This window comes from Comamonas jiangduensis, from assembly GCF_030162955.1.
Classification (GTDB): Bacteria; Pseudomonadota; Gammaproteobacteria; order Burkholderiales; family Burkholderiaceae_C; genus Comamonas; species Comamonas jiangduensis.
Genome location: NZ_JARXOV010000025.1, coordinates 1 through 20902, shown reverse-complemented (window position 1 = coordinate 20902; position 20902 = coordinate 1). Strand labels below are relative to the sequence as shown.

At 55.9% G+C, this 20902-nt stretch carries 23 protein-coding genes; 9 read left to right on the top strand and 14 right to left on the bottom strand.

Annotated elements, in window-relative coordinates; translation table 11 throughout:
- Positions 1 to 135: 135 nt before the first annotated feature.
- The 4 genes from QEP12_RS16285 to QEP12_RS16270 all read right to left on the bottom strand — a co-directional run bounded on the left by QEP12_RS16285 (position 136) and on the right by QEP12_RS16270 (position 2634).
- Entirely contained in the window at positions 136 to 417 is a 282-nt protein-coding gene (locus tag QEP12_RS16285; protein ID WP_284214928.1) for a hypothetical protein, read from the bottom strand.
- A gap of 9 nt (positions 418 to 426) precedes the next feature.
- Complete coding sequence (locus QEP12_RS16280; RefSeq protein ID WP_284214927.1) at positions 427 to 675, bottom strand: helix-turn-helix transcriptional regulator; 249 nt, start codon at positions 673 to 675, stop codon at positions 427 to 429.
- 117 nt (positions 676 to 792) lie between these two features.
- Positions 793 to 1374 carry a hypothetical protein gene (locus QEP12_RS16275; protein WP_284214926.1) on the bottom strand — a complete coding sequence of 194 codons (582 nt, stop codon included), beginning with the start codon at positions 1372 to 1374 and terminating at the stop codon, positions 793 to 795.
- 51 nt (positions 1375 to 1425) lie between these two features.
- Positions 1426 to 2634, bottom strand: coding sequence for a tyrosine-type recombinase/integrase (locus tag QEP12_RS16270; RefSeq protein WP_284214925.1), 1209 nt, complete (start codon positions 2632 to 2634; stop codon positions 1426 to 1428).
- 514 nt (positions 2635 to 3148) lie between these two features.
- Between QEP12_RS16270 and QEP12_RS16265 the strand changes: the two genes are divergently transcribed.
- The 6 genes from QEP12_RS16265 (at position 3149) to QEP12_RS16240 (ending at position 8323) form a co-directional block, all read left to right on the top strand.
- Positions 3149 to 3631, top strand: coding sequence for a thermonuclease family protein (locus QEP12_RS16265; protein ID WP_284214924.1), 483 nt, complete (start codon positions 3149 to 3151; stop codon positions 3629 to 3631).
- Between the two features lie 589 nt (positions 3632 to 4220).
- Positions 4221 to 4688: an HD domain-containing protein gene (locus tag QEP12_RS16260; RefSeq protein WP_257469244.1), complete on the top strand. Its 468-nt coding sequence runs from the start codon at positions 4221 to 4223 to the stop codon at positions 4686 to 4688.
- Positions 4688 to 5638 carry a Bug family tripartite tricarboxylate transporter substrate binding protein gene (locus QEP12_RS16255; protein WP_284214923.1) on the top strand — a complete coding sequence of 317 codons (951 nt, stop codon included), beginning with the start codon at positions 4688 to 4690 and terminating at the stop codon, positions 5636 to 5638. The genes QEP12_RS16260 and QEP12_RS16255 overlap by 1 nt, the downstream gene beginning before the upstream one ends.
- A gap of 18 nt (positions 5639 to 5656) precedes the next feature.
- Positions 5657 to 6316 carry a GntR family transcriptional regulator gene (locus QEP12_RS16250; protein WP_284214922.1) on the top strand — a complete coding sequence of 220 codons (660 nt, stop codon included), beginning with the start codon at positions 5657 to 5659 and terminating at the stop codon, positions 6314 to 6316.
- A 251-nt stretch (positions 6317 to 6567) separates the two neighbouring features.
- The gene (locus tag QEP12_RS16245; protein WP_284214921.1) at positions 6568 to 7011 is read left to right on the top strand and encodes a LexA family protein; all 444 of its coding nucleotides are present in this window, start codon (positions 6568 to 6570) and stop codon (positions 7009 to 7011) included.
- A 4-nt stretch (positions 7012 to 7015) separates the two neighbouring features.
- On the top strand, positions 7016 to 8323 hold the full coding sequence (locus tag QEP12_RS16240) for a Y-family DNA polymerase (RefSeq protein WP_284214920.1): 1308 nt from the start codon (positions 7016 to 7018) through the stop codon (positions 8321 to 8323).
- Positions 8324 to 8409: 86 nt separating this feature from the next.
- Here the strand turns inward: QEP12_RS16240 and QEP12_RS16235 are convergent, their stop codons facing one another.
- The 10 genes from QEP12_RS16235 to QEP12_RS16190 form a co-directional block, all read right to left on the bottom strand.
- Entirely contained in the window at positions 8410 to 8895 is a 486-nt protein-coding gene (locus QEP12_RS16235) for a lysis system spanin subunit (protein ID WP_284214919.1), read from the bottom strand.
- A 60-nt stretch (positions 8896 to 8955) separates the two neighbouring features.
- Complete coding sequence (locus tag QEP12_RS16230) at positions 8956 to 9564, bottom strand: glycoside hydrolase family 108 protein (protein ID WP_284214918.1); 609 nt, start codon at positions 9562 to 9564, stop codon at positions 8956 to 8958.
- A gap of 1 nt (position 9565) precedes the next feature.
- Positions 9566 to 9880 (bottom strand): hypothetical protein, encoded by a 315-nt coding sequence (locus QEP12_RS16225; RefSeq protein ID WP_284214917.1) that lies wholly within the window; start codon positions 9878 to 9880, stop codon positions 9566 to 9568.
- 111 nt (positions 9881 to 9991) lie between these two features.
- A complete protein-coding gene (locus QEP12_RS16220; RefSeq protein WP_284214916.1) occupies positions 9992 to 11806 on the bottom strand; it encodes a hypothetical protein in 1815 nt (604 codons plus the stop codon).
- Between the two features lies 1 nt (position 11807).
- Positions 11808 to 12242 carry a hypothetical protein gene (locus QEP12_RS16215; protein WP_174863863.1) on the bottom strand — a complete coding sequence of 145 codons (435 nt, stop codon included), beginning with the start codon at positions 12240 to 12242 and terminating at the stop codon, positions 11808 to 11810.
- Positions 12239 to 14413, bottom strand: a complete 2175-nt coding sequence (locus QEP12_RS16210) for a hypothetical protein (protein ID WP_284214915.1) — start codon at positions 14411 to 14413, stop codon at positions 12239 to 12241. The genes QEP12_RS16215 and QEP12_RS16210 overlap by 4 nt, the downstream gene beginning before the upstream one ends.
- The gene (locus QEP12_RS16205) at positions 14410 to 15576 is read right to left on the bottom strand and encodes a hypothetical protein (RefSeq protein ID WP_284214914.1); all 1167 of its coding nucleotides are present in this window, start codon (positions 15574 to 15576) and stop codon (positions 14410 to 14412) included. The genes QEP12_RS16210 and QEP12_RS16205 overlap by 4 nt, the downstream gene beginning before the upstream one ends.
- Positions 15570 to 16400: a hypothetical protein gene (locus QEP12_RS16200; RefSeq protein WP_284214913.1), complete on the bottom strand. Its 831-nt coding sequence runs from the start codon at positions 16398 to 16400 to the stop codon at positions 15570 to 15572. The genes QEP12_RS16205 and QEP12_RS16200 overlap by 7 nt, the downstream gene beginning before the upstream one ends.
- Positions 16401 to 16405: 5 nt before the next feature.
- Positions 16406 to 17494 carry a hypothetical protein gene (locus QEP12_RS16195; protein ID WP_284214912.1) on the bottom strand — a complete coding sequence of 363 codons (1089 nt, stop codon included), beginning with the start codon at positions 17492 to 17494 and terminating at the stop codon, positions 16406 to 16408.
- Between the two features lie 69 nt (positions 17495 to 17563).
- The gene (locus QEP12_RS16190; RefSeq protein WP_174863989.1) at positions 17564 to 17968 is read right to left on the bottom strand and encodes a hypothetical protein; all 405 of its coding nucleotides are present in this window, start codon (positions 17966 to 17968) and stop codon (positions 17564 to 17566) included.
- A gap of 214 nt (positions 17969 to 18182) precedes the next feature.
- On the opposite strand from QEP12_RS16190, the gene QEP12_RS16185 reads away from it, so the two are divergent.
- From QEP12_RS16185 to QEP12_RS16175, 3 genes are all read left to right on the top strand, one after another.
- Complete coding sequence (locus QEP12_RS16185; RefSeq protein ID WP_284214911.1) at positions 18183 to 18530, top strand: KTSC domain-containing protein; 348 nt, start codon at positions 18183 to 18185, stop codon at positions 18528 to 18530.
- Between the two features lie 553 nt (positions 18531 to 19083).
- A complete protein-coding gene (locus QEP12_RS16180) occupies positions 19084 to 19407 on the top strand; it encodes a DUF4279 domain-containing protein (RefSeq protein WP_284214910.1) in 324 nt (107 codons plus the stop codon).
- A gap of 60 nt (positions 19408 to 19467) precedes the next feature.
- Positions 19468 to 20654, top strand: a protein-coding gene (locus QEP12_RS16175) for an IS3 family transposase (RefSeq protein ID WP_284214908.1) whose coding sequence is annotated in 2 segments (ribosomal slippage) — positions 19468 to 19747 and positions 19747 to 20654 — 1188 coding nt in all. Because the reading frame shifts where the segments join, the coding sequence is not laid out codon by codon here.
- Positions 20655 to 20902: the final 248 nt, after the last annotated feature.

The window sequence follows — 20902 nt, the reverse complement described above, 5'->3', positions numbered from 1 at the left end:
AAACAGTACTGCTTAAACGGTGCACATGGATTGCATTTGCACTGCGAAGAGCAGTTAATTTACGTACCGAACCATTCCGCAGCACGTCGTTTGTAGCAGTCCGTGCACTGATACGATCTGTATTAGGTAATCTCATCATGCACGCTCCCAACGCTTGGCTAAGGTCAGCAACTTTTGTTTGGCACGCCATTCGCGGCTTTTTGCATTGCGCAACTGCTGATACTCGCTTGCGGTTGCCAATAACATTTCTTTCCACTCCGTGCTGTGGCGCTGGATGTACTCAAAGTTTTGCGTTTTGCAGCGCCACGCTTGATACCCAGTTTGCAAGGCGTCCTTGAAATACAAGGTGTCTGCTACAGATCTCGCGTAATGAAGAGTTGCTTGCGCAAGGGCAAACAGGTCTTTAGGGTCGCTCATACTGCCCCTTTAAACCATGCCCTGCTGATCCAGCCGTTTGGCATGCAGGCGATTCACCAGCTCACGAATTTCGTCATCCGACTGCCCTGCAATGCGGGCACGAACGATCGCTTTCACTTCGTAATCAGGCCATGCTTTGGCGCGCTGGCCAATTGCTACAGGCTTGGTGAAAAGCCCTGTACGTATTGCGTTGTAAATACTGGTATTGCTGCGATCACCTGTTTCAACCTTACAGGTTTCAATTCTCCAAAGAGCCATAGCTGTCCATCTTTCCTCGGCTTTGTTGGCCGGTGTTGATATAGACGGCAGTTTGATGTTGATGAAAACTCTCTAGAAGCCTCTGTACTTGCTGCATGTGCATGCTGCAAGCAGAAACTACGCTGTGCTAGCAGCGCGTAGTTTTTTCCACTCCCCAACCCAAGCTCTTGCAGTTCTAAAAGCAACTGGTACAACGTTTTTTGCAATGTGTTCAGCGGCTTTATCCATACTTTTATAACTGCTCATATTTTTTTCTAGCCATTTAAATACATCTGCCTTCATCGCTCGATTCTCTTGATGTCTTTTCTCGGCGCCTTTTCTGGGAGCTATAGATTTACCATCCTTTAGTCCTAACTGGTAATTTTCGTCCATCAAAACATTGGCTTGCTTTAACATTTCTTGTGCCTCCTCCACTAAGTCAATAGAAAGAAGCCCACTATTTAACCAGTCATTAATAATTTTTCTTTGACTAGCCAATTGCTCTAAGGCCATTTGTTGAAATTGACTAAGACCTGCACAAAGATCAATTAATTCACCTAAGCCAAGATTATCAAACAATAATTTCTCTTTAAATTTATTTTTCCCATCAATATATCTCTTGATATTTTCATATTCCTGATTGGATATAAAAAATGTCCTTTTAATCCCCTCTGAGGGAATAGGTCCTTCAGGGTGTTCAAAGAATTTATTCCAATCCATCAAAGTAAATCCTTATATGAATAAAGCAATCAGAAATTATTTTTACAAATATCAGCTTGCAATTTGATCTAGGAAATCTGTCCACCGCTGCATCATTAATTGGCGTTGTTTCAAATACGTTGTGCGGTTATAGGCTCGTCCGTTAGCATCCCTCACTGCGTGTGCAAGCTGCGCCTCGATGATTAATGGATCAAACTCCAGCTGCTCCGCCAGCATGGTTCGAGCTGATGCCCTAAACCCGTGCCAAGTCTGAATCTCTGGCGTATAACCCATAGAGATCAATGCAGTACGCACAGAGTTCTCGGAGATAGGTTTGCTGCGCTGACGCTCACCTGGAAACACCAAGCCAGTAACCTCTGTATATGGCTTGAGCGCCTTCAAAATCGCTACGGCCTGTGTAGGAAGTGGCACAAGATGCGGTTGGCCGTTTTCTTTGCCATCTTTATTGCGCTTCATCCTTGCAGCGGGAATCGTCCACAGCGCCGCGTCCAAGTCGATTTCTGACCAAGCAGCGCCACGCAGCTCTCCAGGTCGTTGAAAGAGCATTGGCGCCAAAGAAAGTGCCGCCCGAACCACAGGCCCACCCTTGTAAGCCTTAATTGCTCGCAAGAGTTCACCAAACCTCTCAGGTTCAGTGATCGCGGCGAAATGCTTTCCCCTGTATGGAGATAACGCACCCTTCAAATCAGCCGTAATGTCTCGACTGACTCGGCCAGTGGCGACCCCATAGCGCCATACCTGCCTTGCAAGCATCAGGCCTCTATCTGCCGTCTCGATGGCTCCACGCTCTTCAATTATTCGCAAAGCAGACAGCAGTTCAACGGGCTCGATATCAGCTAACCGCCTATCTCCGAGCCATGGGAACAGATCGCGCTCAAATTGCCGCTTGGCTCGGGTCGCATGGGTCTCACTCCATTGAGACTCCTGCTTTTCATACCATTCCAGCGCTACAACCCGAAAGCTATCCCCAGCGGGATTCACTGCTTTCAAGCGCTCAACTTTACGCGCTTGGATTGGATCAATACCATCAGCTTTTTTGAGCTTTACCGCATCTCGGGCGCGTCTTGCTGCATTGAGGCCAACATTCGGATAGCTACCCAATGCCAACCGGGTTTCCTTATTGTCTTGGTAGATCTTCTGAAACCAGCGTTTGGAGCCAGCTGGACTGACTTCAAGATAGAGACCAGATGAATCGGTGAGCCGCACTCGCTTTTTGTCAGGAGGGCAAGAAGCATTGCGGCATTGGGCATCAGTTAGCATTCGCGTGTTCCCCGGTTGAGAGACTTGTCGGGATGTTCCCCGGCCGCGCTGATCCGCAGTAAGCATCGCTCTACAGAGGAGAGTGAGCGTTTGAGCCTAACTGTCCCCCGGTTTTAGGGAGCGTTCCCCGGTTGGCGGCAGAAACAACAATTTGTTCCCCGGCATGTTCCCCGGTCTTGACTTGGCTGTCAATGTTCTTCGCTGCACATCTGTGTTGCGTAAGCGACTGATTTACCAAAGAAAAAGGCCACCAAGTGTATGTCCTTGGCGGCCTTTGTTTGAGGGTATGGTGGAGCTGGCGGGAATTGAACCCGCGCATTTCTTATTTATAACAACAGCTTAAATCAATCCGTGTGATTTTGGTGTGAACGCACTAGAAAGAGTCGCACAAGACAGCACCACGTCACACCGCCTGTCTCAATTCAAATCCGCAAATCTCAATTGAACCCTCGTCCGCAGATTCGCTGAACAGCAAAGGATTGCAACTTGCAGCAGCTTACATAGACTTGCTCGCATGCTTGCAGCCGCCCTCCTCTGCCTTGTCGTCGGCATCAGTGACGGCGACACCATCTCTGCCCGCTGCCCTACTCAGGATGCAGCTCACCCCTATCAGCAAATTAAGGTTCGCTTTCAAGGGATTGATGCGCCTGAGCGCAAGCAGCCTTTTGGCAACCGCTCGCGCGAAGCCCTGTCCGAGCTGGTCTACATGAAAGAGGCTGAGCTGCGCTGCAGCAAGATTGACCGGTACAAGCGGCACATTTGCTCAGTGTGGGTTGCACCAGCTTCTGCAGCTGATGGCCCGCGCACTCTGGATGCAGGCCTGGCCATGGTCTCAGTGGGTATGGCATGGTGGTACCGGCACTACGCCAAAGAACAATCACCCCAAGAGAGGGGCCAGTACAAGTTTGCTGAGCAGGAAGCCAAGGCCCGAAAAGTAGGTTTGTGGCGTGATGCTACACCGATCGCACCATGGGACTGGCGCCGAGGTGTGCGCTAGTCAGCGACTTCTATCGACTAACAGCAGTGATTGCTGCCCGATGAATGCCGCCTATTTGCGTTTGCAGATATGGAATTGGTGCCGCCAGAGAAAAGCTGCACAGGCATCTCAAAGGCATGGTTTGTTGTTGAGCACAACACCTCTGACCACCATACCCCTAGCGATCTTCAAATCTTAGATCACGTTGCTAGGTAGTTCGGCACTGGCACAACACTGATCCCAAACTGAAGCCTTTTGCACTTACTTAGCACGACTATCTGACATGCCTGCTTCGCAGCTTGCAATGAGGTTCCATATATTTTTTTCATGCTTCCCAGCATGAGAAATGATCACTTCGTTGCTCCTCTATTTGAAGCACCGGACTAATGGTTTTCACTCACCCAGACCCTTAACAAGGGTTTACCAGATGTATCTTTTATAAATTATCAAATCAAATTGCTTGCATTCAAACCACTAAGGCAAAACGATGAAGCAAGCTTTGACAAACTTCAAAAATATTCAAGAAAGTCAAAAAGAAGACTGGGACAAAATCGTTTCGGTTCTCACTCCCTACAAGTACAAGCTACACGAGCGGATCTTGGCTCACCTCATGGAACTGAAAGGTGACTTCGCTGGCTTCCCCGTAGATCGCCTCACCCACTCGCTGCAAACAGCTACTCTGGCTTATGACGATGGCCGTGACACGGAGTACGTGGTTTGCGCACTTCTTCACGACATTGGCGACACGCTGGCCAGCTTCAACCATCCGGAGTACGCCGCCGTACTGCTCAAGCCTTTTGTTTCAGAGCTGAACTACAACATCGTGAAGCACCACGGCATCTTCCAAGCGCATTACTACGGCCATCACATTGGCTTGCAACCCGGAAAGCGTGAAGAGTTCAAGGACGCGGACTTCTACCTGCCCACTATCGAGTTCTGTGAGAAATACGACGCTCCTGCTTTTGACAGCGAAGCGAAGTTTTACCCCTTGGAGTTCTTCGCTCCCATGGTGGAAGAAGTGTTCACACACCCCAAAAAAGCGCTGATGCGCGATGTATTCAAAAAGGAGACCGCGTAATGAAAAAACTCAAAGTCATCTTGGGCTTGGCAACTACTTTTGCCATGACAACTGCATTTGCCCAGGCAGGTGCCGCTTACACATTGACAGTGCCGTTTTCTCCAGGTGGTGCCAGCGATTCTTATGCGCGCATCGTTGGCAAGGAGCTCAGCTCAGAGTTGGGCGTGCCGTTCATCATTGAAAACAAGCCAGGTGCAGGCGGAAGCGTTGCTGCAACAGCGTTTGCTGGACTGCCCAAGAACACCAAGAACCTCTTTTTAGGGACTATCAGCACGCACGCAATCAATCCCTACCTGTACGGCAATCTGAAGTACGACCCGAACAAGGATTTCACACCCGTTGCTATGGTTTTGAGCCTGCCGAACATGCTGGCCGTGAACCCCAAGACACCGGTACACAACGTGAAAGATCTGGTTGAGCTGGGCAAGAAAAAGGCTCTGAGCTTTGGCTCAGCGGGTACTGGTTCTTCAGCACACCTGTCTTCTGAAGTGATGGTGATGTCTAGCGGCATGCAGGCAACCCACATTCCTTACAAAGGTGCAAGTCCTGCGAACACCGATTTGATGGGTGGTCAGATCGACTTCGTTTTTGACAACATCTCTAGCGTTCTGCCCTTGGTGAAAGGTGGCAAACTCCGCGCTTTGGCTGTGACTGATTTGAAGCGTAGCGACTTTGCTCCAGACATCCCAACCATGGACGAATCAGGGTTCAAGGACTATCAGGTCATTTCTTGGTTCGGCTTCTGGCTGCCTAAAGATTCAGATCCGACTATGGCCAAGGAAATCAACGAGGCGCTTGCTAAGATCTATGCCAAGCCTGAATTCCAGAAGGCTATCAAGCAAGTAGGCGCCGAGCCTGTCCTGAAAACAGGTCAGGATTTCACCTCGTTTGTATTGAGCGAACAAAAACGATGGTCCGCACTGATCAAAAAGCTGGACCTAAAAATCTAACGACTAGGGAAATGCAGAATGCAAATGACTGAGAGCGTGGAAGCGCTCGACTATACAAACCAAGCATTTGCCATTCTGCGCAACAAAATCACCGCTGGTGATTTCAGGCCAGGCGAAGTGTTGAAGGCAACGGCTCTAGCCCCAAAGCTGGGAGTGAGCCAAACGCCTATTCGTGAGGCACTAATCCGCCTGGCCGAAAAAGATTACGTAGAGAAGAACGGCTCGCGTTCTTACATGATTAAGCAATTCAACAAGTTGCAATACCTCCAGCTCTCGGAGATACGCGCTGACTTAGAAGTCAGGATCGTTAGGACGCTTCTTAGCGAAGACCGTGATCTTGACTTGCCTTCCCTAGCGGCAATATTCGAAAAGCAGCGCATTGCCATGGACACCGGCAACTATGGACAGGGGCTAATTCTTAATCGTGACTTTCATGGTCACTACTTACGCTGGTCAGGAATTCCCCAAGTCGCTGATTTCGTTGAAAACATTTGCGTTATCGCGGGTCCCATCCTGAGCAACCTTAGAGAGCATCGTGTTACCACGGTGATGGACAACCACTTTCACTCTCAATTTTTGAAGGCGCTGAAAGACCGCGATGCCGAGAGAGCTGTAGAGATTATCAAGAACGACATTCTTGAGAATGCAGCCCGCACATGCGCCTTGATGCACGAATAGGATAGGTTGGGTTTTTTCGTGAATACATCACAGAGGTTGTTTAATTAAACACAGCAAGTTCGCTGCCAGATGTCTGAACCAACCGGCTTACCCAAAAAATCTCACGTTCTCGCAATGCTTTTCATAAAAAGCGTCTGAGAGGCGTTGCTCATAAAACAATTTTCCGTCCTAAGGAATCATTCAGGAGCCACCCAACCGTAGCACCCAGAGCCGTTACAAGGCTGCGACTTCTCTCGCTGTAAACTGTATGCATGTACAGCACCATTCCACAAGCAGACCAGCCTGTGCCTGCAATCGCGTCACCAATGTATCTGCCTCTCGCAGACTGCTCAGTGCGCGCTGGATTTCCATCCCCTGCTGAGGACTTCACAGGCAAGCGCCTTGATCTCTCTGCCATGCTGGTGGAGCATCCGCAGGCAACTTTTGTTTTGCGCGTGGCTGGCACCTCCATGGTGGAGCACGGAATTGGGGACGGCGACATGATTGTTGTGGACCGCTCCATTCAGGCGCGGCACGGGCACATAGTTGTCGCGGTGATAGAGGGCGAGTTCACGGTGAAGTCGCTTTACTCGGTCGGTGGCATCGTGCGTCTGAAAGCTGGAAACCCCACCTACCCCGACATCATCCCCAGAGAATGCGAGACCCTGCAAATTTGGGGGGTAGTCACCTCTTGCATCAAACGCTTCACCAGGTGATGCCATGTTCGCGCTCATTGACGGCAACAACTTCTACGTCTCTTGTGAGCGCGTATTTAGGCCGTCGCTGCAAGGCCTACCTGTTGTTGTCTTAAGCAACAACGACGGCTGCGCCATTGCGCGCAGTGATGAAGCCAAGGCCATGGGCATCAAGATGGGCCAGCCGTACTACCAGTTTCGGGATCTGGAGCGAGTAAGCAATCTGGTTTGCCTGTCGGCCAACTTTGAGCTCTACGGGGACATGAGCGACCGCATGATGAGCCTGGCTGCAGGGCTTGGCCCTTTGCAAGAGATCTATTCAATTGATGAGAGTTTTATCGGGGATCTTGATGGCATCCCCGACCTGACGCGCAGGGCATGGGCCATACGTGCACGGATTGACAAGTGGATTGGCATCCCGACTTGCATCGGGCTTGCACCAACCAAGACGTTGGCCAAGTTGTGCAACCACGTGGCAAAGGACGCCGAGCGCAAGCCGGGCAGCTACCCGTCCCAGCTGGCCAGAGTCTGTAACTGGACAGAGTTGACGCGAGAGATGCGAATAGACCTGCTGCGCCGCACGCCTGCAGGCGACGTCTGGGGAATCGGTCGACGCATTGCCACAAGGCTAGCTGAGCAAGGTGTGCTTTCCGCATTGGATGTTGCCCGGATGCCAGCGGCAAAAGCACGGGATGAATGGAGCGTTGTACTGGAGCGCACCGTACGAGAGCTGCAAGGCGTGAGCTGTATCAGCATGGAACTGGCACCACCTCCAAAGAAACAGATTGCCTGCACGCGCAGCTTTGGCCATCCCATCACCACCTTGCCCCCTCTGATAGAGGCCGTGAGCGAGTTTGCTTCGCGCGCCGCAGAGAAACTACGCCATGGCAATCAGCGCGCCGGTTCCCTACTCGTCTTTGCCCACACCTCGCCGTTTAGACCTGGTCCGCGCTTCAACAAATCCGCCACCATTCAACTGCATCCACCGACTTCAGACACCACGGTGCTGGTTAGCGCTGCTGTATCTGGCTTACGCCGCATCTATGAATCGGGATTTCAGCTGTCAAAAGCGGGGGTCATGCTGCTGGATCTGTGCTCTGCAACTGAGCACCAGCAAAGCGATCTGCTGTTTGAGGCACCCTGCACAAAGCGTGATCACAGCCAGCTCATGGAAGCCGTGGATCGCATCAATGCGCGCTATGGCAAAGCCACGGTGCACGTGGCCAGTACAGGACAAACCCAAGAGGATGAGTCAGGCTGGCGCATGAAGCAGGAGCGGCGCACACCTAGGTACACCACCAACCTCAATGAGATCCCGACTGCGCGAGCTTGAGAAGAAAACCACGACCTGAAGGACTTTTACGCAATTGCGGCTAACGGCCAGAAGTGAACACTTCGATAAGTCTGAGTTATGAAGAGCTACCAACCGCTAGTAGCCCGCCAGCACTGCCGCGCATAGCCCTGCAGGTACTCTAGTTTTGCGGCGTCTTCTCCGATGGCTTCTCGGTGGTCGAGAACACGGCGTTGTACGTCTGGGTCGATCTCGATGGTGTCATGGCCCACGCTGCCGGGGCTTGAATCGCTGGCCCCGCCACCGGTGGGCACGTACTTGGTGATGAGGCGCACCCCGCAAGTGCGATCAGCGACACAGCCGCGCAGGCGGCTAAGCTCTTTCTTGTCATCTTCCAGTCCTTTCCATGCACGCGCGTCGGCGGCTGAGATTGCGTTGTTGGCTTCAATGCCTGCTTGCTTGATGGCTTCGGCCACTTCCAGCGCTTGCTGGTCGCGCTTTGCCAGCTCCTGGGCATGCTGGCCAGACAAGCGCCAGCCCTGCACGGCCCAGCCTCCAATAAAAACAATAGCTACCAGCGCAAGTGCAATCAGCGCTTTGGTTCGATCCAGCATAGGTATGGCTCCCACATCAGCTGCCAGTAAAGGCTGGCGCCAGGATAAAAAACGGGTGCATCAGCCTTCTCCCACGGTTTCCGCACAGCGACTGGGCGGCACGTTCCCAATACGGTGATCCAGCCAGCCCACAATAAAGCTGGCATTGGCCTTGCTTTGGGCCAACTTGGCGTAGTGCGCGGCTTGGTAGCTGTCCATCAACTTCAATGTCAGCTCGCAGGCTTTTATGCGGCCGCGCTTTTTCTCAAGGGAACGGTAGGCATCCAAGGTGCTGGTGCCAATCACCCCGTCCACGGTAATCATTGGGTAGTCGCGCCCGTAGCGGCTCAAGTCGTTCACGCTTTGCTGAAACCAGCGGGCAGCGCGCCCGGTACCTGCATTCACCCCGCTGTCCACCAGCTCAGTGCCCACGGCGGGCGAGATGCGTAGCACCCCATCAAAGCGCGGTGCTTGGATGTAGGTGCCTATATAAATATCAGTGGCCATGCCCTTGGGCAGTGATTGCATGGGCCCGGAGTAGCCATGCTCGCGCGCCACTTGCTCGGTAATGCCGTGGTTGGTGGCCCCGCCTGCATCGTTGGGGTCGTTGACGTACCCGCCTTCAATGGTCAGCACGGTGCCAACGACAGCAGCCATCAGTACCCCGATGGATTTCCACTTGTGCTGCATGTCACTTCTCCAGTGATTCCAAATGCAGCCCCGCAGCAGTGCGCGCGGCGTCAATCTTGGCTTGGCGCCGCCACTTCCACAGCAGGTGCGCTATCTGCAGGCTGATAAAGAACAAGCTGGCGAACACCACCCATGTATTCGGGGCAAAGCCAAGGAACGTCGATTCGGTGACCGTGGGGGTGATTGAGGCCCCTACCCCTGCCGTTCCCGCTGGTGCTGCCTGCAGGCCTGCTTTCACAAGGTCGTGCTTTTGCTCGGTACTCAGCCCGTTGGCCATGCCCAGCAGGTCTTTGATGTGTTGGATGTAGTTCGTCATTGGTTCGGGCGTAAAAAAACCGCCCGAAGGCGGCGGTTTGTTGTTGTGTCTGCCTTCTTGCTGGGCAGTTTCTTAGGTGAAGGCGTGAGCGCCTAACCCTAGCCGGGGCGCTTACGGCGCTGGGACAGATTGCCCCACACTGCCGCTGATGCTGGCAGACGCCGACACCATGCTCCAGGCCGATGCGGTGCGCTGCGCTGCGGCGGCCAATCCAATCTTGGTCGCCTCCAGGCGGGCGTTGTTGGTCTGGATCGCTAGGTCAGCGTTGATCTTCGCCGTCTGCAGGCTGATGTTGGAGCTGGCTTCGTACTGCTTGATGTCAGCCTCCCAGCGGCGCATGTAGCTGTTGGCCTTGGCCTCCACCGCATTGGCGCTCACGCGGTAGCCGTCCACCAAGATGGCCGACTGCTTGGCCGTCGCATCCATCTTGGCCACTTCGGCAGACAGCCGCGCCTTCCAGGCGTCCCACTCCAGGCCCTTGGCGCTGATCTTGGCCTGCGTCTGCGCCAGTCGCACCCGCGCCACTTCGGCCTGTGCGCCCACCTTGGCGCTGTATGCCTGCACCTGCGACTTGTAAGCATCCTGCTTGGTCGCTTCGGCCTGAATGCTGGCCTTGTGCAGCTCCACCTTGGCAGTTTCTGCGTTGATGGTGGCCACGAAGGCGCGGATTTGCTCAGCACCGGCCTGAATCTTGGTTTGCTCCAGGCTCACCAGCGTCTGCGCAGCCTGCACACGGGCCTTGTAAATCTCCACGCTGGCCATGCGCCCCTCAATCTCCGCCTTGTAGCGCGATACCAGCGATTCATTGATCTGGGCCTTGGTCTGCTCGGCCGCCAGCAGCGCCTTGAACACCTCCACCTTGTTCATTTCCGCTTTGATGACGGTTTCATACGCTGCGGCGTAGGTGCGGTAGCCGTCCAGCAGCGCCTTGTACTGCTCCAAGCGCCCGTTGTAGGCGGCCAGTGCGTTGTCGGCGGCGGCCTTGGCAGCTTCGAACGCCAGCTGATCGAGCTTCATGGCTTGATCCATCAGCTGCGCCTCCAGCGTCAGCCCCTGCTGGATCGCGTCCTTGACGTTGGACTGCTCCAGCTCCGCTTGTTTGATGGCAATCTCGCGCGACAAATCGGCCAGCTTGTCGTGGTACTCACGGCGTGCATCGGCCAGCTGGCCAGCCAACGCACCGCTGGGCAGCGGAAACCCCATGGCCTCCGCTGCGCGCATCACCTCCTGCTCGCGCGCCAGTGCAATCTTGGTTTCCCGGTCGCGGGCACGATCCCAAATGGCTTGCTCCACGGCGGGGTTCAGCCCGGTGCCGCCTTGGATGCGCGCGGCAATGATCGCCTTGAGGTTGTTCAGCAGCTGCGAGGCATAGCCTGGGGCGCGGCTGAATTCAAAGGGCGCAGGCTCCAGCAGCTGCAGCTGCGGCACATCGCCCAGCTTGTCCAGCCAGTCCTCATGCAGCTGCACCCCACCAAAGGTGTGCGTGGTCAGCGACAAAAAGGCCGGCGCATCGGGCAGCTGTACATCGGGGGCATCAGGTATGGCCACCTCCCCCACCTGGGGCAGCGTGGGCACCGCCCCAATCACAATGCTGGGGGCCGTGCCAAAGTTCATGGACGGCGCTGGCTGGTCAAAGCCGTCCACCACCACATCCGGCATGTCCGCCAGATCCAGCGCACCGGGCTGGTCACCGGGCGCGGTGAAGGCCACCGTGGGCATGGCTGGCAAATCTGGCACCTCTGGCAAGGTGGGCGCGGCCATCGTGGCCCAGCTCACACTGATGGTGGGCGGGGCGTAGATGCTGGCATTGAGCGCATCTTGCATCGACGTGGCAGCCGCAGAGGCTTGCTCGGCCAGCGTAATCGAGCGCTGGTACTTGTCCTGCACAATCTCTGCAGGCCCATTGAATTCAAACTCTGTTGCCATATCAAACTCTCCGTGTCTTGGATGCGGCAGTCATCACTTCGATGCGATCCAAAGTGAAGGCTTGGCCCTCGGGAGTGCGCAGCGCAAACCCCATGTAGTTTTCTCGGATGCCCTTGCCCACCGGGCAGCGCGTTTGTTCGCTATCGCGCAGCGCAAAGCGGTAGCTCCATGCCTGGGCACCCGGCCCCAGCACAGAAAACTCAGCCTCACCCTGCCCGCGCATGGACAGGTACACCATCTGAATTTGCTGCTTGAGGGTGGACTGGCGCAGCGTGGCGGGCAGGCGAATCTCTGCCACGATGGGCTCACCTGCATCGGTGTCGCCGCCAAAGGCAAACAAGCCATCAGAGCTGCCGCCATGCGTGGGGATGATGCTTTGGAAGTCGTGGCCGCTGTACTCAGACACAGCGCCAGAGAGGGTGTTGCAGATAATCATATGGAGCCTTTGCTTGTGCTCAGTTCGCTGTCGGGCTGCCCAGTAACAGACGACAGGGGTGTAACGGCCCCAGCCGTAGTAACTAGCAAAGCAGTAAGCCCAGAGCCAGTTATCAGGCAGCCGCCGCTCACCGGGTCGTGTGTGAACTGATAGTTTCCCAGGCCACGAAAATCAGGCGCTGGCAGTGGCTGCAGCAAACTGATGCTGTAGTTTTGGGGGCCCTGCCCAACTGCGAGAACGTCAGCCTTGTACACAAAGAAAATCATGGGGCCGCGATCAATCGGTGCGGCCGCAGCCGTGTACGTGCCTTTGATCCTAGAGCCGTCAGCGGCCGTTTGGGCTTCGGCCGTCATGGTCGCCACGGCGATCGCGCCCCAGTCGCCGTTGTAGGTGTACTCCCCCGCCAGCTCCGGGGAGTGTCTCAGCGTAATCTGGTGGCGCCCGATAATCGACTGTTCCGCCCAGCGGGAAATCTCAACTTCGTAAATCCGGCGATCGCGCAGATACACCGTCCGCCTTCTTACCTTTTGGTAGTGCACCGTGGACTCATAGACGTTACCAAACGGGGATGTCTGGATATACATATCCTCCAGCGCCTCCTCCAACAGCACAGCAATCTGCAACTTCTCGTCGAAGCCGTCCAACTTCCGGTACACGTACCCTCCTTGCACTTCGCCCGGCATCTGGCTGTTACCGGAGAAATTGAGGGATATAGAAAGGTCGATGCGCGACAGAGGCAGCTCGTAACCGTCCGCGCGCAACGTGGTTATGTATTTGCGTTTGAACGTGATCTTCTCTGATGATTTGCCGTATTCCCCGGCAGCAGGTGGCGGTGTATCAGATGCGGGCTCCTCGAACGGTAGTACATAGGGCCCATACGGTATTGGGGCACCTGGGAACAAATTCTCCAGGGGCCATGTTCGATCCAATAGATTGGGTGCGGTTGTCTCGATTGAGCGGACACGTGTAATGTTCACGTCTATGTGCTCGGCTTCTTCCTCAATATCCAGCATCACGTCGTATGGATTGCCCGACAGTCCCACTCCAATGCCCCACCACTGACGCTCCTTGGCATAGGCCCTGGCGCGCACGACTGTCTCGTACTCCGAAGCAAGTGCAAGGGTCAAGCAGGCCGTAGCCGTCGCTGGGTAGCCCTCAAAGTTGTAGCTGTCGTACAGTGGGTGCCCTGCGGTCGGCGCCTCGCGGGTGGTGGTTTTGCTCCCCGTCCACACTACGTTGTACTGCTCCTGCCCACGATGCAGTTCAGTAAACACCTCCTCGGTGCGGTCGGTGCTGACAGCAAACGCCTCAGTGACCTTGGCATACGGCTGCTGCCTGCTGATTACGGTCTTCATTACAGAGCGCTCGCGCCAGTTGCCCTCTTGCGTGGTGCCCACCACAATAAACTCCGACTGCGTGCGGTGGTAGCTGGCAAACTTATAGTCGTCAGAAAAAGCCTGCCCGCTGGCCAGCTGTACCGTACTCACCACCTTCTCTGAAGTGGCGGGGTCTGAGGGGGACAGCGCAGTCGCGGGCTTCGTCAGCGCGTACTGGTTGCCGGACATTTCCAAAAAAATGAACTGTCCTGCGGCATCCATGGCTGCAAGGCGGCGCTTTTCTTCCCAAAACAGATACCCACCCGGCAAAACGGCTACGGACTCTCCACCGTACAGCGTCTTACTGAGCGTCTGCCCATTCATCTTGGATGCGCCGTAGCGACTGCTATCGCCCACAAACGGCAGCAGGCTGTCGCAAAAATACTTGCCCGCAGGCGTGCGGTAGAAGTTCCAGGCAAGAAACGTCTGGGATACCTTGCGCGGCTTCCAGCCGCCTGCGCCGGTGATGATGTAGCTGCCAACGCCCCAGTAAAACACCACAATCCCGCCGGACTGCTCCTCGCTGACGCTAGGCGATGGCCACACCTGCATGATGGCCTGCACCCCTACAACGTCAATGCGGTAGGCCGTGCCATCGGGCAGACTGCCTATCTCTGATGGGTTGGGCACCAGCGAATACCGCTGGGCATTGCAAAACCGCACGAACACATCTTGGGCCATGGCCGCCTGCACTGCCGTCAGCTGGCCGCCAATGGCGCGCAAGGCAGGGGGAGCGCTCAGGGCATAGGGCTGCCCGCCCACATCAAATGCGTAGGGGCTCCACAGGGCGCTCATACGGGCACCGCCATGTACTGGGGCAAGCCTTCCACATCCCGGAATGCAGCGCTCACTTGCTTGACGCTGGTTTTCCAGCGCCCATCCGTCAAGCTCTCGGTCTGCCCTCCGCTAAAGCCAGCCACCACCTCGCCCCCGGCAATACACACCATGGCTTGGCCAGCGCCTGTGCCATCGCCCAGTTTCAGGCTGTGCCCCGGCGCCTGCACCCCTGAGCCCAGCACCACCGGCCCGCGCAGCGTCGGCACGTGGGCCAGCTGATCCCACTGCGTGCCCGCCAGAAACACCAAGTCGCTGTCCGTGCCCACATACACGCCGTTGTCCACGGGCTCAATGGCCGTGATGGTGCCTTGCAGCACCTTGAAGTCGCGCCAGTCGCACAGGTGCGGCGCCATCGGGCGCGATGCCCACAGCGCATTGCCCTGCGCCACCAGCACCCGGCCGCGCCAAAACGCCGTGATCGTGCCCACCGGAAACGGCTCGGCCCCCAGCGTGCGGCATGGCAACACCAAAGCGGCATTGCTGCCCGCAAACTCAAAGCTGCCGCTCAAGGTGGCGCCCGCCAGATAGGCGCCCTCCCCACTGCGGCTGCTCAGGTACACATTCAGGGCGTGGCCCTCCAGCATGGGCAAACCGTCCAGGCGCAAGCCCCCTTGCTGCACGTCGATGGGCTCCGAGCTGATGGCGGGGCCTTCAAGCCGGTCAGACAAGCGCATGAACGTCAGGTGGTAGCGGTACTGCCCAGGCTCCAGCGCCCCAAAGGTCACATCCGCGGCCCCCAGCGATCCGGGCAAGGGCACGCTGCGCTCTGCGCCCGTCACGCCATCCGTCACCCCATGAATCAACCCGTTGGAGAACGTGGTGCGCCCATCGGGCAAATTACAGTACCAGACACGATCCGGGCCCAGTGCGGGATGGATGGTGTGCCGCGCCCCGTCCGGGTGGATGGCCACCAGGGCACCACCACAGACGGCCAGCATAAAGCCCGCCGCTTGGTGCAGGCTCTGGTGGCAGTGCTCAGACTGTCGCACCAAGCCACCCCGGCGGGTGACTTCGCCGCTCAAGCCAATGTCCACATTCACTGCGGCCAGCAAGTCGCCGCCAGACATGCGCCGCTCAGGCAGCACGTTGTTGATGCCGGTAAAGCCTTTGAAAGTCAGCATGTGTTTTCTCGCTGCAAGGTGGGGCGCCCCAGGCGCACAGGGCACAAGGTGCGGGCGCGCATGCTGATGCCGCCCAGTGACGGCGCGCCAAGCGATGCTGCCTTGAGGCCACTGACTTGCATCTGCAACCCGCCCACCACAGCGCGCACGGGGCCGAAACGCACCGGGGCAATAGAGCCAGCGCCAGAGTTTTGTACCAGTGTCGCCACCCCCAGCCCACTGGCACGAAGCCCTTGGGCGCGAAGCGCCACTGAGCTAGACGGAGTGCCAAGGCGTACCGGCTGCACCCCCTGCGCTGGCATCTGCACATGCAGGCGCGCAACACCAAGCCGCGCACTCGCTATGCCGGGCACTTCCCCTGTCTGCATGGCCAGTGATGGCTGGCCAAAGCTCGCCGCGCGCAGGCCGCTGGCTGTCAGGGCAGCACTTGGCGGCGCGATCACTACCTCGGCAGTGCCGAAGGCTACAGGCGCCAGCCCATGCACCGTGAATGACTGCGGCTGCGGTTGCGGCGTTCCAGACCCCATAGTGCCGCCAGCACCGATAAGGAAGGTGTTGAGCATGCCCTCGTTGACCAGGGCAGACGGCCCCAGCGCCACGGGCTCAGACGGCCCAGATGGCTCGGACGGTGCTTGTGCCAGGATGCTGGCGGCGTTGATTGCAAAGCCGCCGATCAAACCAGCGTTGATAAGCGCCCCCGGCAATACGGCGGTTACAGGCTGTGCGGGCTCCACAGGCGGTGTGGGCTCCACAGGCTGCGACACCAATGCACCTGCATCGAGGGGTGCATTGATGACCTCAGCATTTATCAAGGGCGCGCTCATGGTGGTTAGAACACTGACGCTGGCAGGCCGTCAATGGTGCTTTCTTCACTGAAATATCCGCCACCGGGCACATCTCCGCCGGGGGCGTGCACAAACAAGCCCTTCCAGTAAAAACGCCCACGGCATGTGCCACCCGCCCCAACACCATTGAGGATGAAGTGCATGCCGTAGATGCCCTTGGTCAGCGTGTTGCCTACCAGCATCTTGCGGGTATGCGCAGCAAGGTCAGACAGCGCCGTGGGTGCCAGCAACGTAGAACCAGGCACTGGCGTGCCGTAGTAGTCCACCTCAACAATGCTCACAGTCGGCTCTGTAGTGGCCGTGTACTCCTCGCAGATAAAACCAATCTCTGTCGGGTAAAAGCGCGTGCCGTTGCTTTGCCCCATATTTATACCGATACGCGGAAACGCCAAGATGTTGCTGTCGCCCGCTGGATTGAAACGCACCCAAGGGTGGTCACCCAAACTAGGCCTCTGGGCATAACTTCGGCCTCGGCCGCGACAGAAGGTATGGAACGGCGATACGGTCTGGCGCGCATACTCGCCTGGGTAGTATTGGCGGTTTGGGTCGAAGTCGGGGGCGACAGCCAGCTCCAGCATGTGCGAATAGCCCACGCCTTCTACCTGCTGGGCCATGGGCACCCCTATGCTGTCGCTTATACCTCGGGCGGGTGCAATCGGCAGACCGCCCAGCGCAAAAGACGCGGGCAGCATTTGCCGGTCGCCAAAGTCATCCCAGTCAATGAAGTTGTCGCCGCCGTTGAACGAGGCTGCGAAGTTAACAAAGTCTGTGCTGTTGTTGCCCATCAGCTGAATGAGCATGCTCGCGGTGATACGGAACTCCACCACCGCGCCAGCAGGCCACGCAACTGGCATGGTACCTCCGCTGCCACGGATGAAAACAAGGCCTTCGTAGCCTTCTTCCGTGCTCATACCCAGCACGTTCACAATCTCAAATGTGTCTGGCACATCCTTGTGTGTGATCGTGGCGACGGTGAAAGGTCCCTCAGTCTCTGGGAAGAAGTAATTGGGGTCCATCCCCGTCTTAGCGGTTACGTCAGCAAGCCCGTAAGACGTGAATTCCGGGTCGTCCATGCCCGGAAGCGGATTCGTTATGGTGAACGAGGTATTGTTTAAAAAAACTAGCTTGCGCATGTCCGCTCCTTACGCCACCAGGGAAATGATCTTGAGCGCGCCGTCAGACCATGGAATGCTCACTGCGCCACCGTTGGTGTTGAACGGAAAGCCCACCACCTCGTCGTAGTACGCAATCAGCGGGGACGTTGCCGCGCTGCCGCTGTCCTTAAACAGAACCAGTGCCTTGACGGCGCTACCCCCGGCCAGGGCGCCAAACGACACATCACTGGCATCGAACACACCACCTGCGATGGACTTACCTTCCAGCTCCACAGACGGCCCCACCAGTGCGCCCAAGTCGGCCGCGTATTCGTGCGCGTTACTGAACGTATAGCCGCTTGGAACCAGCGCAGCCTTGATGGTGTCTGTTGCGAAATTGATTTGGGCGCCGAGTAGCTTCTCGGCCCCCTTGGGGTACATCTTGTTGGCCATGGCTGGGGCTCCTTGAAATAAGCCCAAGTTTCAACACGCACGCGCGATGCGCCTAACCCTAGCCGGGGTGACAAATAACGTGGTCGGCACCAGTCATCTGAAGCTTCGGTGTACACATTGCGCTAAACACAACAATGAGCCCCATTTGCTCAGTGAGTTAATTCGTCAAACACAGCCTTGTGAACTACGATGCTTCCAAAAAAGGGAGGCACCAATGCGATTCATCGTCTTTACAGCACTGGCTTTGATGAGCCAGATGGCCAGCGCAGAAACTGTTCAAGTCAAATACCTGGGCCCAGTTTCACTGGATGCTTTCACCTGCACGGATGTGCACGAGAACAGTGACATTGCCCGTATTTGCTACGACAAAAAAGAGCGGTACATGGTCATCAAGCTCAACAAGACCTACTACCACTACTGTGAGATCGATGCCGCAACAGTGACGAGCTTGCAGAACGCCAGATCAAAAAGGGATTATTTCCAAACCAATATTCGAGGCAGTGGATCGGATGGCCCGTTTGACTGTAGAACCCATCCCATTCCAAAGAAGTACAAGAATTAATTACCGCTTCCGGCCAGAAGCAGTCTTTCGGCCTTGGATCTTCAGGTGCCTCCAAAGACCAAAATCAAAATTTTCAGGTGTGTCTAAACACTACAACAGTGAATTTGTCTGTCGTGCTGCACACTCATACAGTATTAGGCGAACTAGACATGCGCAATGCATGTCTTCTAAATAAAGTTAGGTGTCCCCATGGTTTACTTGGACTGCTCTGGCATCTGGTTCGGCTCGTACTTGGACGAAAAGCACCTTTTTGAATGGGCGGCTGAAATTCCCGGATTTTTGCGGTGGGAGCAGGACACATTGGTCGTTCGGTCTCGTATATCCGAGGCGTCTTTGCGAGACCTTCTCTCCCTATTCAGTCGCTACGAAATTCCGATGGCTCAACTTGCTCAGTTTCGGACAATCAAGAACGAACATTGGTTCGCTGCACCACACATGTACTGGCACAAAAGGGTTTTTGGTGGCCAGCAACCTAACCAGGCGTCGCAGCGGACCGCCTCCGGCGTCCGCTGAACTAAAACGTTAGATCTCACACACAACGTCCGTCCCATCCATGGCTGCCATCGCAAAATCAACAGCCTCGTTGCGCATCTTCGGTGAAGATTTGGATCCGAACGAAGTGACTGCTTTGCTTTGTTGCGAGCCCTCAATGCAGTACCGTAAAGGCGACCTCGTCTCTGAGGGGCGACAACACACCCGAAAGTACGGAGCTTGGGTGCTGAAAACCGAGGATCGAGTTCCTGAAGCCTTGGATGATCAGCTTGCCGATATCTTCGCCAAACTGACCCAAGACCTTGCAATCTGGAAGACCCTGGCCTCGCGCTTCAATGCGAATGTGTTCTGCGGCTTGTTCATGAACGGATCTAATGAGGGCTGAGGTTGCCCCTCAAAAGTGGAGTTCTTAGCTTTGTCCAAAATGTAGACAAGGAGCTAAGAAATGGTGGCAAAGCAAGTACGAGCGGCATACACGCAGGAATTTAGATTGGAGGCTGTGCGCTTGGTGCAAAGCGGGCAATCTCAAATGCAGGTGTGCCAGACGCTGGGCATCCCCAAAGCCAGCTTGGGCAGTTGGGTGCGGCAGGCAAAAGCAGGCACTCTCAAACTTGGGACAGCCGATGTTGCTGCCAACAAAGTCACACCGGAGCAAATGGAGTTGGCACGTCTGCGGGCAGAGAATGCACGCCTACGAATGGAGCGTGACATCGCAAAAAAAGCGGCGGCGTACTTCGCGCAGGACGTGCTGCGAGGTACGCCTGGATTAATCAAATGAAGGGCGTCTATCCGATTGCTGTTTATTGCCATGTTCTGCAGGTCAGCAGCAGTGGTTACTTTCGCTGGAGGAATAGTTGCGATAGAGCACCACGTCTGTGTAGTGGTGAATTGGCGCTGGCCCACATACGTGCAATTCATGCAGAGGTTAAAGGCGAATACGGCTGGCCTCGCATGCACAAAGAGCTGCAAGCTAGAGGTCTGCGTATTGGCAAAGAGCGGGTGCGTAAGCTCATGGCCGAGCACGGCATACGGGCTAAAACCAAGCGCAAGTTCGTCGTGACCACAGACAGCAAACACAGTCTGCCAGTGGCTCCTGACTTGGTGCAGCGGCGTTTTACGCCGCAGGCCCCTAACCAACTTCTGTGCGGTGACATCACTTACATCCAGACCGACGAAGGCTGGTTGTACTTGGCTGCAGTGATTGACATGTTCAGCCGTCAGGTGGTGGGATGGAGCCTGCAGTCCCACATGCAAAGCAGCTTGGTTAAAGATGCCATGGCAATGGCTTGGTGGCGAAGGCGACCTGAACCCGGAGCCATCTTCCACAGCGACAGGGGCAGTCAATATTGCAGCCGTGACTTCCAAGCTGCGTTAGCAGGCTGGGGCATACGCTCGTCCATGAGCCGCAAAGGCAATTGTTGGGACAACTCGCCCATCGAAAGTTTCTGGGGTCGATTGAAGACCGCTTGCGTGCATGGGCAGCGCTTTGCTACTCGGGAGCACGCAAGGCAGGTCATCATGAACTGGATGGCCTTCTACAATTACCGCAGATTGCATTCGAGCTTGGGCTACCTCAGTCCCATGCAATACGAGAAACGCTGGTACGAGGCACAGCGCAAAAAGGCCGCGTAAGCCGGGAGCTAATAACTCCACAAAACAGGGGCAACATCAGGCTTCTCCCTCAGCTCAAGCACGCTTGGAGCCCTTGCCGCTCGTGGCTTAGAGATTGGCTTCGATGTCTATGACCCTGAATCGACCAAATTTCCCTAGATAGCGACCATCTCAAAGGCAAAATCCGCTGCGACATTAGCCTAAAAATTTATTCAAACTAACACCTTTAGCTGCTTAATTCAGGCGCTAGCGAATGTCTGCTCTGGGTC

Coding starts and splice junctions, on each gene's coding strand:
- QEP12_RS16285 (WP_284214928.1), bottom strand. CDS start 417: ATGAGCGACCCTAAAGACCTGTTTGCCCTTGCGCAAGCAACTCTTCAT.
- QEP12_RS16280 (WP_284214927.1), bottom strand. CDS start 675: ATGGCTCTTTGGAGAATTGAAACCTGTAAGGTTGAAACAGGTGATCGC.
- QEP12_RS16275 (WP_284214926.1), bottom strand. CDS start 1,374: ATGGATTGGAATAAATTCTTTGAACACCCTGAAGGACCTATTCCCTCA.
- QEP12_RS16270 (WP_284214925.1), bottom strand. CDS start 2,634: ATGCTAACTGATGCCCAATGCCGCAATGCTTCTTGCCCTCCTGACAAA.
- QEP12_RS16265 (WP_284214924.1), top strand. CDS start 3,149: ATGCTTGCAGCCGCCCTCCTCTGCCTTGTCGTCGGCATCAGTGACGGC.
- QEP12_RS16260 (WP_257469244.1), top strand. CDS start 4,221: ATGGAACTGAAAGGTGACTTCGCTGGCTTCCCCGTAGATCGCCTCACC.
- QEP12_RS16255 (WP_284214923.1), top strand. CDS start 4,688: ATGAAAAAACTCAAAGTCATCTTGGGCTTGGCAACTACTTTTGCCATG.
- QEP12_RS16250 (WP_284214922.1), top strand. CDS start 5,657: ATGCAAATGACTGAGAGCGTGGAAGCGCTCGACTATACAAACCAAGCA.
- QEP12_RS16245 (WP_284214921.1), top strand. CDS start 6,568: ATGTACAGCACCATTCCACAAGCAGACCAGCCTGTGCCTGCAATCGCG.
- QEP12_RS16240 (WP_284214920.1), top strand. CDS start 7,016: ATGTTCGCGCTCATTGACGGCAACAACTTCTACGTCTCTTGTGAGCGC.
- QEP12_RS16235 (WP_284214919.1), bottom strand. CDS start 8,895: ATGCTGGATCGAACCAAAGCGCTGATTGCACTTGCGCTGGTAGCTATT.
- QEP12_RS16230 (WP_284214918.1), bottom strand. CDS start 9,564: ATGCAGCACAAGTGGAAATCCATCGGGGTACTGATGGCTGCTGTCGTT.
- QEP12_RS16225 (WP_284214917.1), bottom strand. CDS start 9,880: ATGACGAACTACATCCAACACATCAAAGACCTGCTGGGCATGGCCAAC.
- QEP12_RS16220 (WP_284214916.1), bottom strand. CDS start 11,806: ATGGCAACAGAGTTTGAATTCAATGGGCCTGCAGAGATTGTGCAGGAC.
- QEP12_RS16215 (WP_174863863.1), bottom strand. CDS start 12,242: ATGATTATCTGCAACACCCTCTCTGGCGCTGTGTCTGAGTACAGCGGC.
- QEP12_RS16210 (WP_284214915.1), bottom strand. CDS start 14,413: ATGAGCGCCCTGTGGAGCCCCTACGCATTTGATGTGGGCGGGCAGCCC.
- QEP12_RS16205 (WP_284214914.1), bottom strand. CDS start 15,576: ATGCTGACTTTCAAAGGCTTTACCGGCATCAACAACGTGCTGCCTGAG.
- QEP12_RS16200 (WP_284214913.1), bottom strand. CDS start 16,400: ATGAGCGCGCCCTTGATAAATGCTGAGGTCATCAATGCACCCCTCGAT.
- QEP12_RS16195 (WP_284214912.1), bottom strand. CDS start 17,494: ATGGACGACCCGGAATTCACGTCTTACGGGCTTGCTGACGTAACCGCT.
- QEP12_RS16190 (WP_174863989.1), bottom strand. CDS start 17,968: ATGGCCAACAAGATGTACCCCAAGGGGGCCGAGAAGCTACTCGGCGCC.
- QEP12_RS16185 (WP_284214911.1), top strand. CDS start 18,183: ATGCGATTCATCGTCTTTACAGCACTGGCTTTGATGAGCCAGATGGCC.
- QEP12_RS16180 (WP_284214910.1), top strand. CDS start 19,084: ATGGCTGCCATCGCAAAATCAACAGCCTCGTTGCGCATCTTCGGTGAA.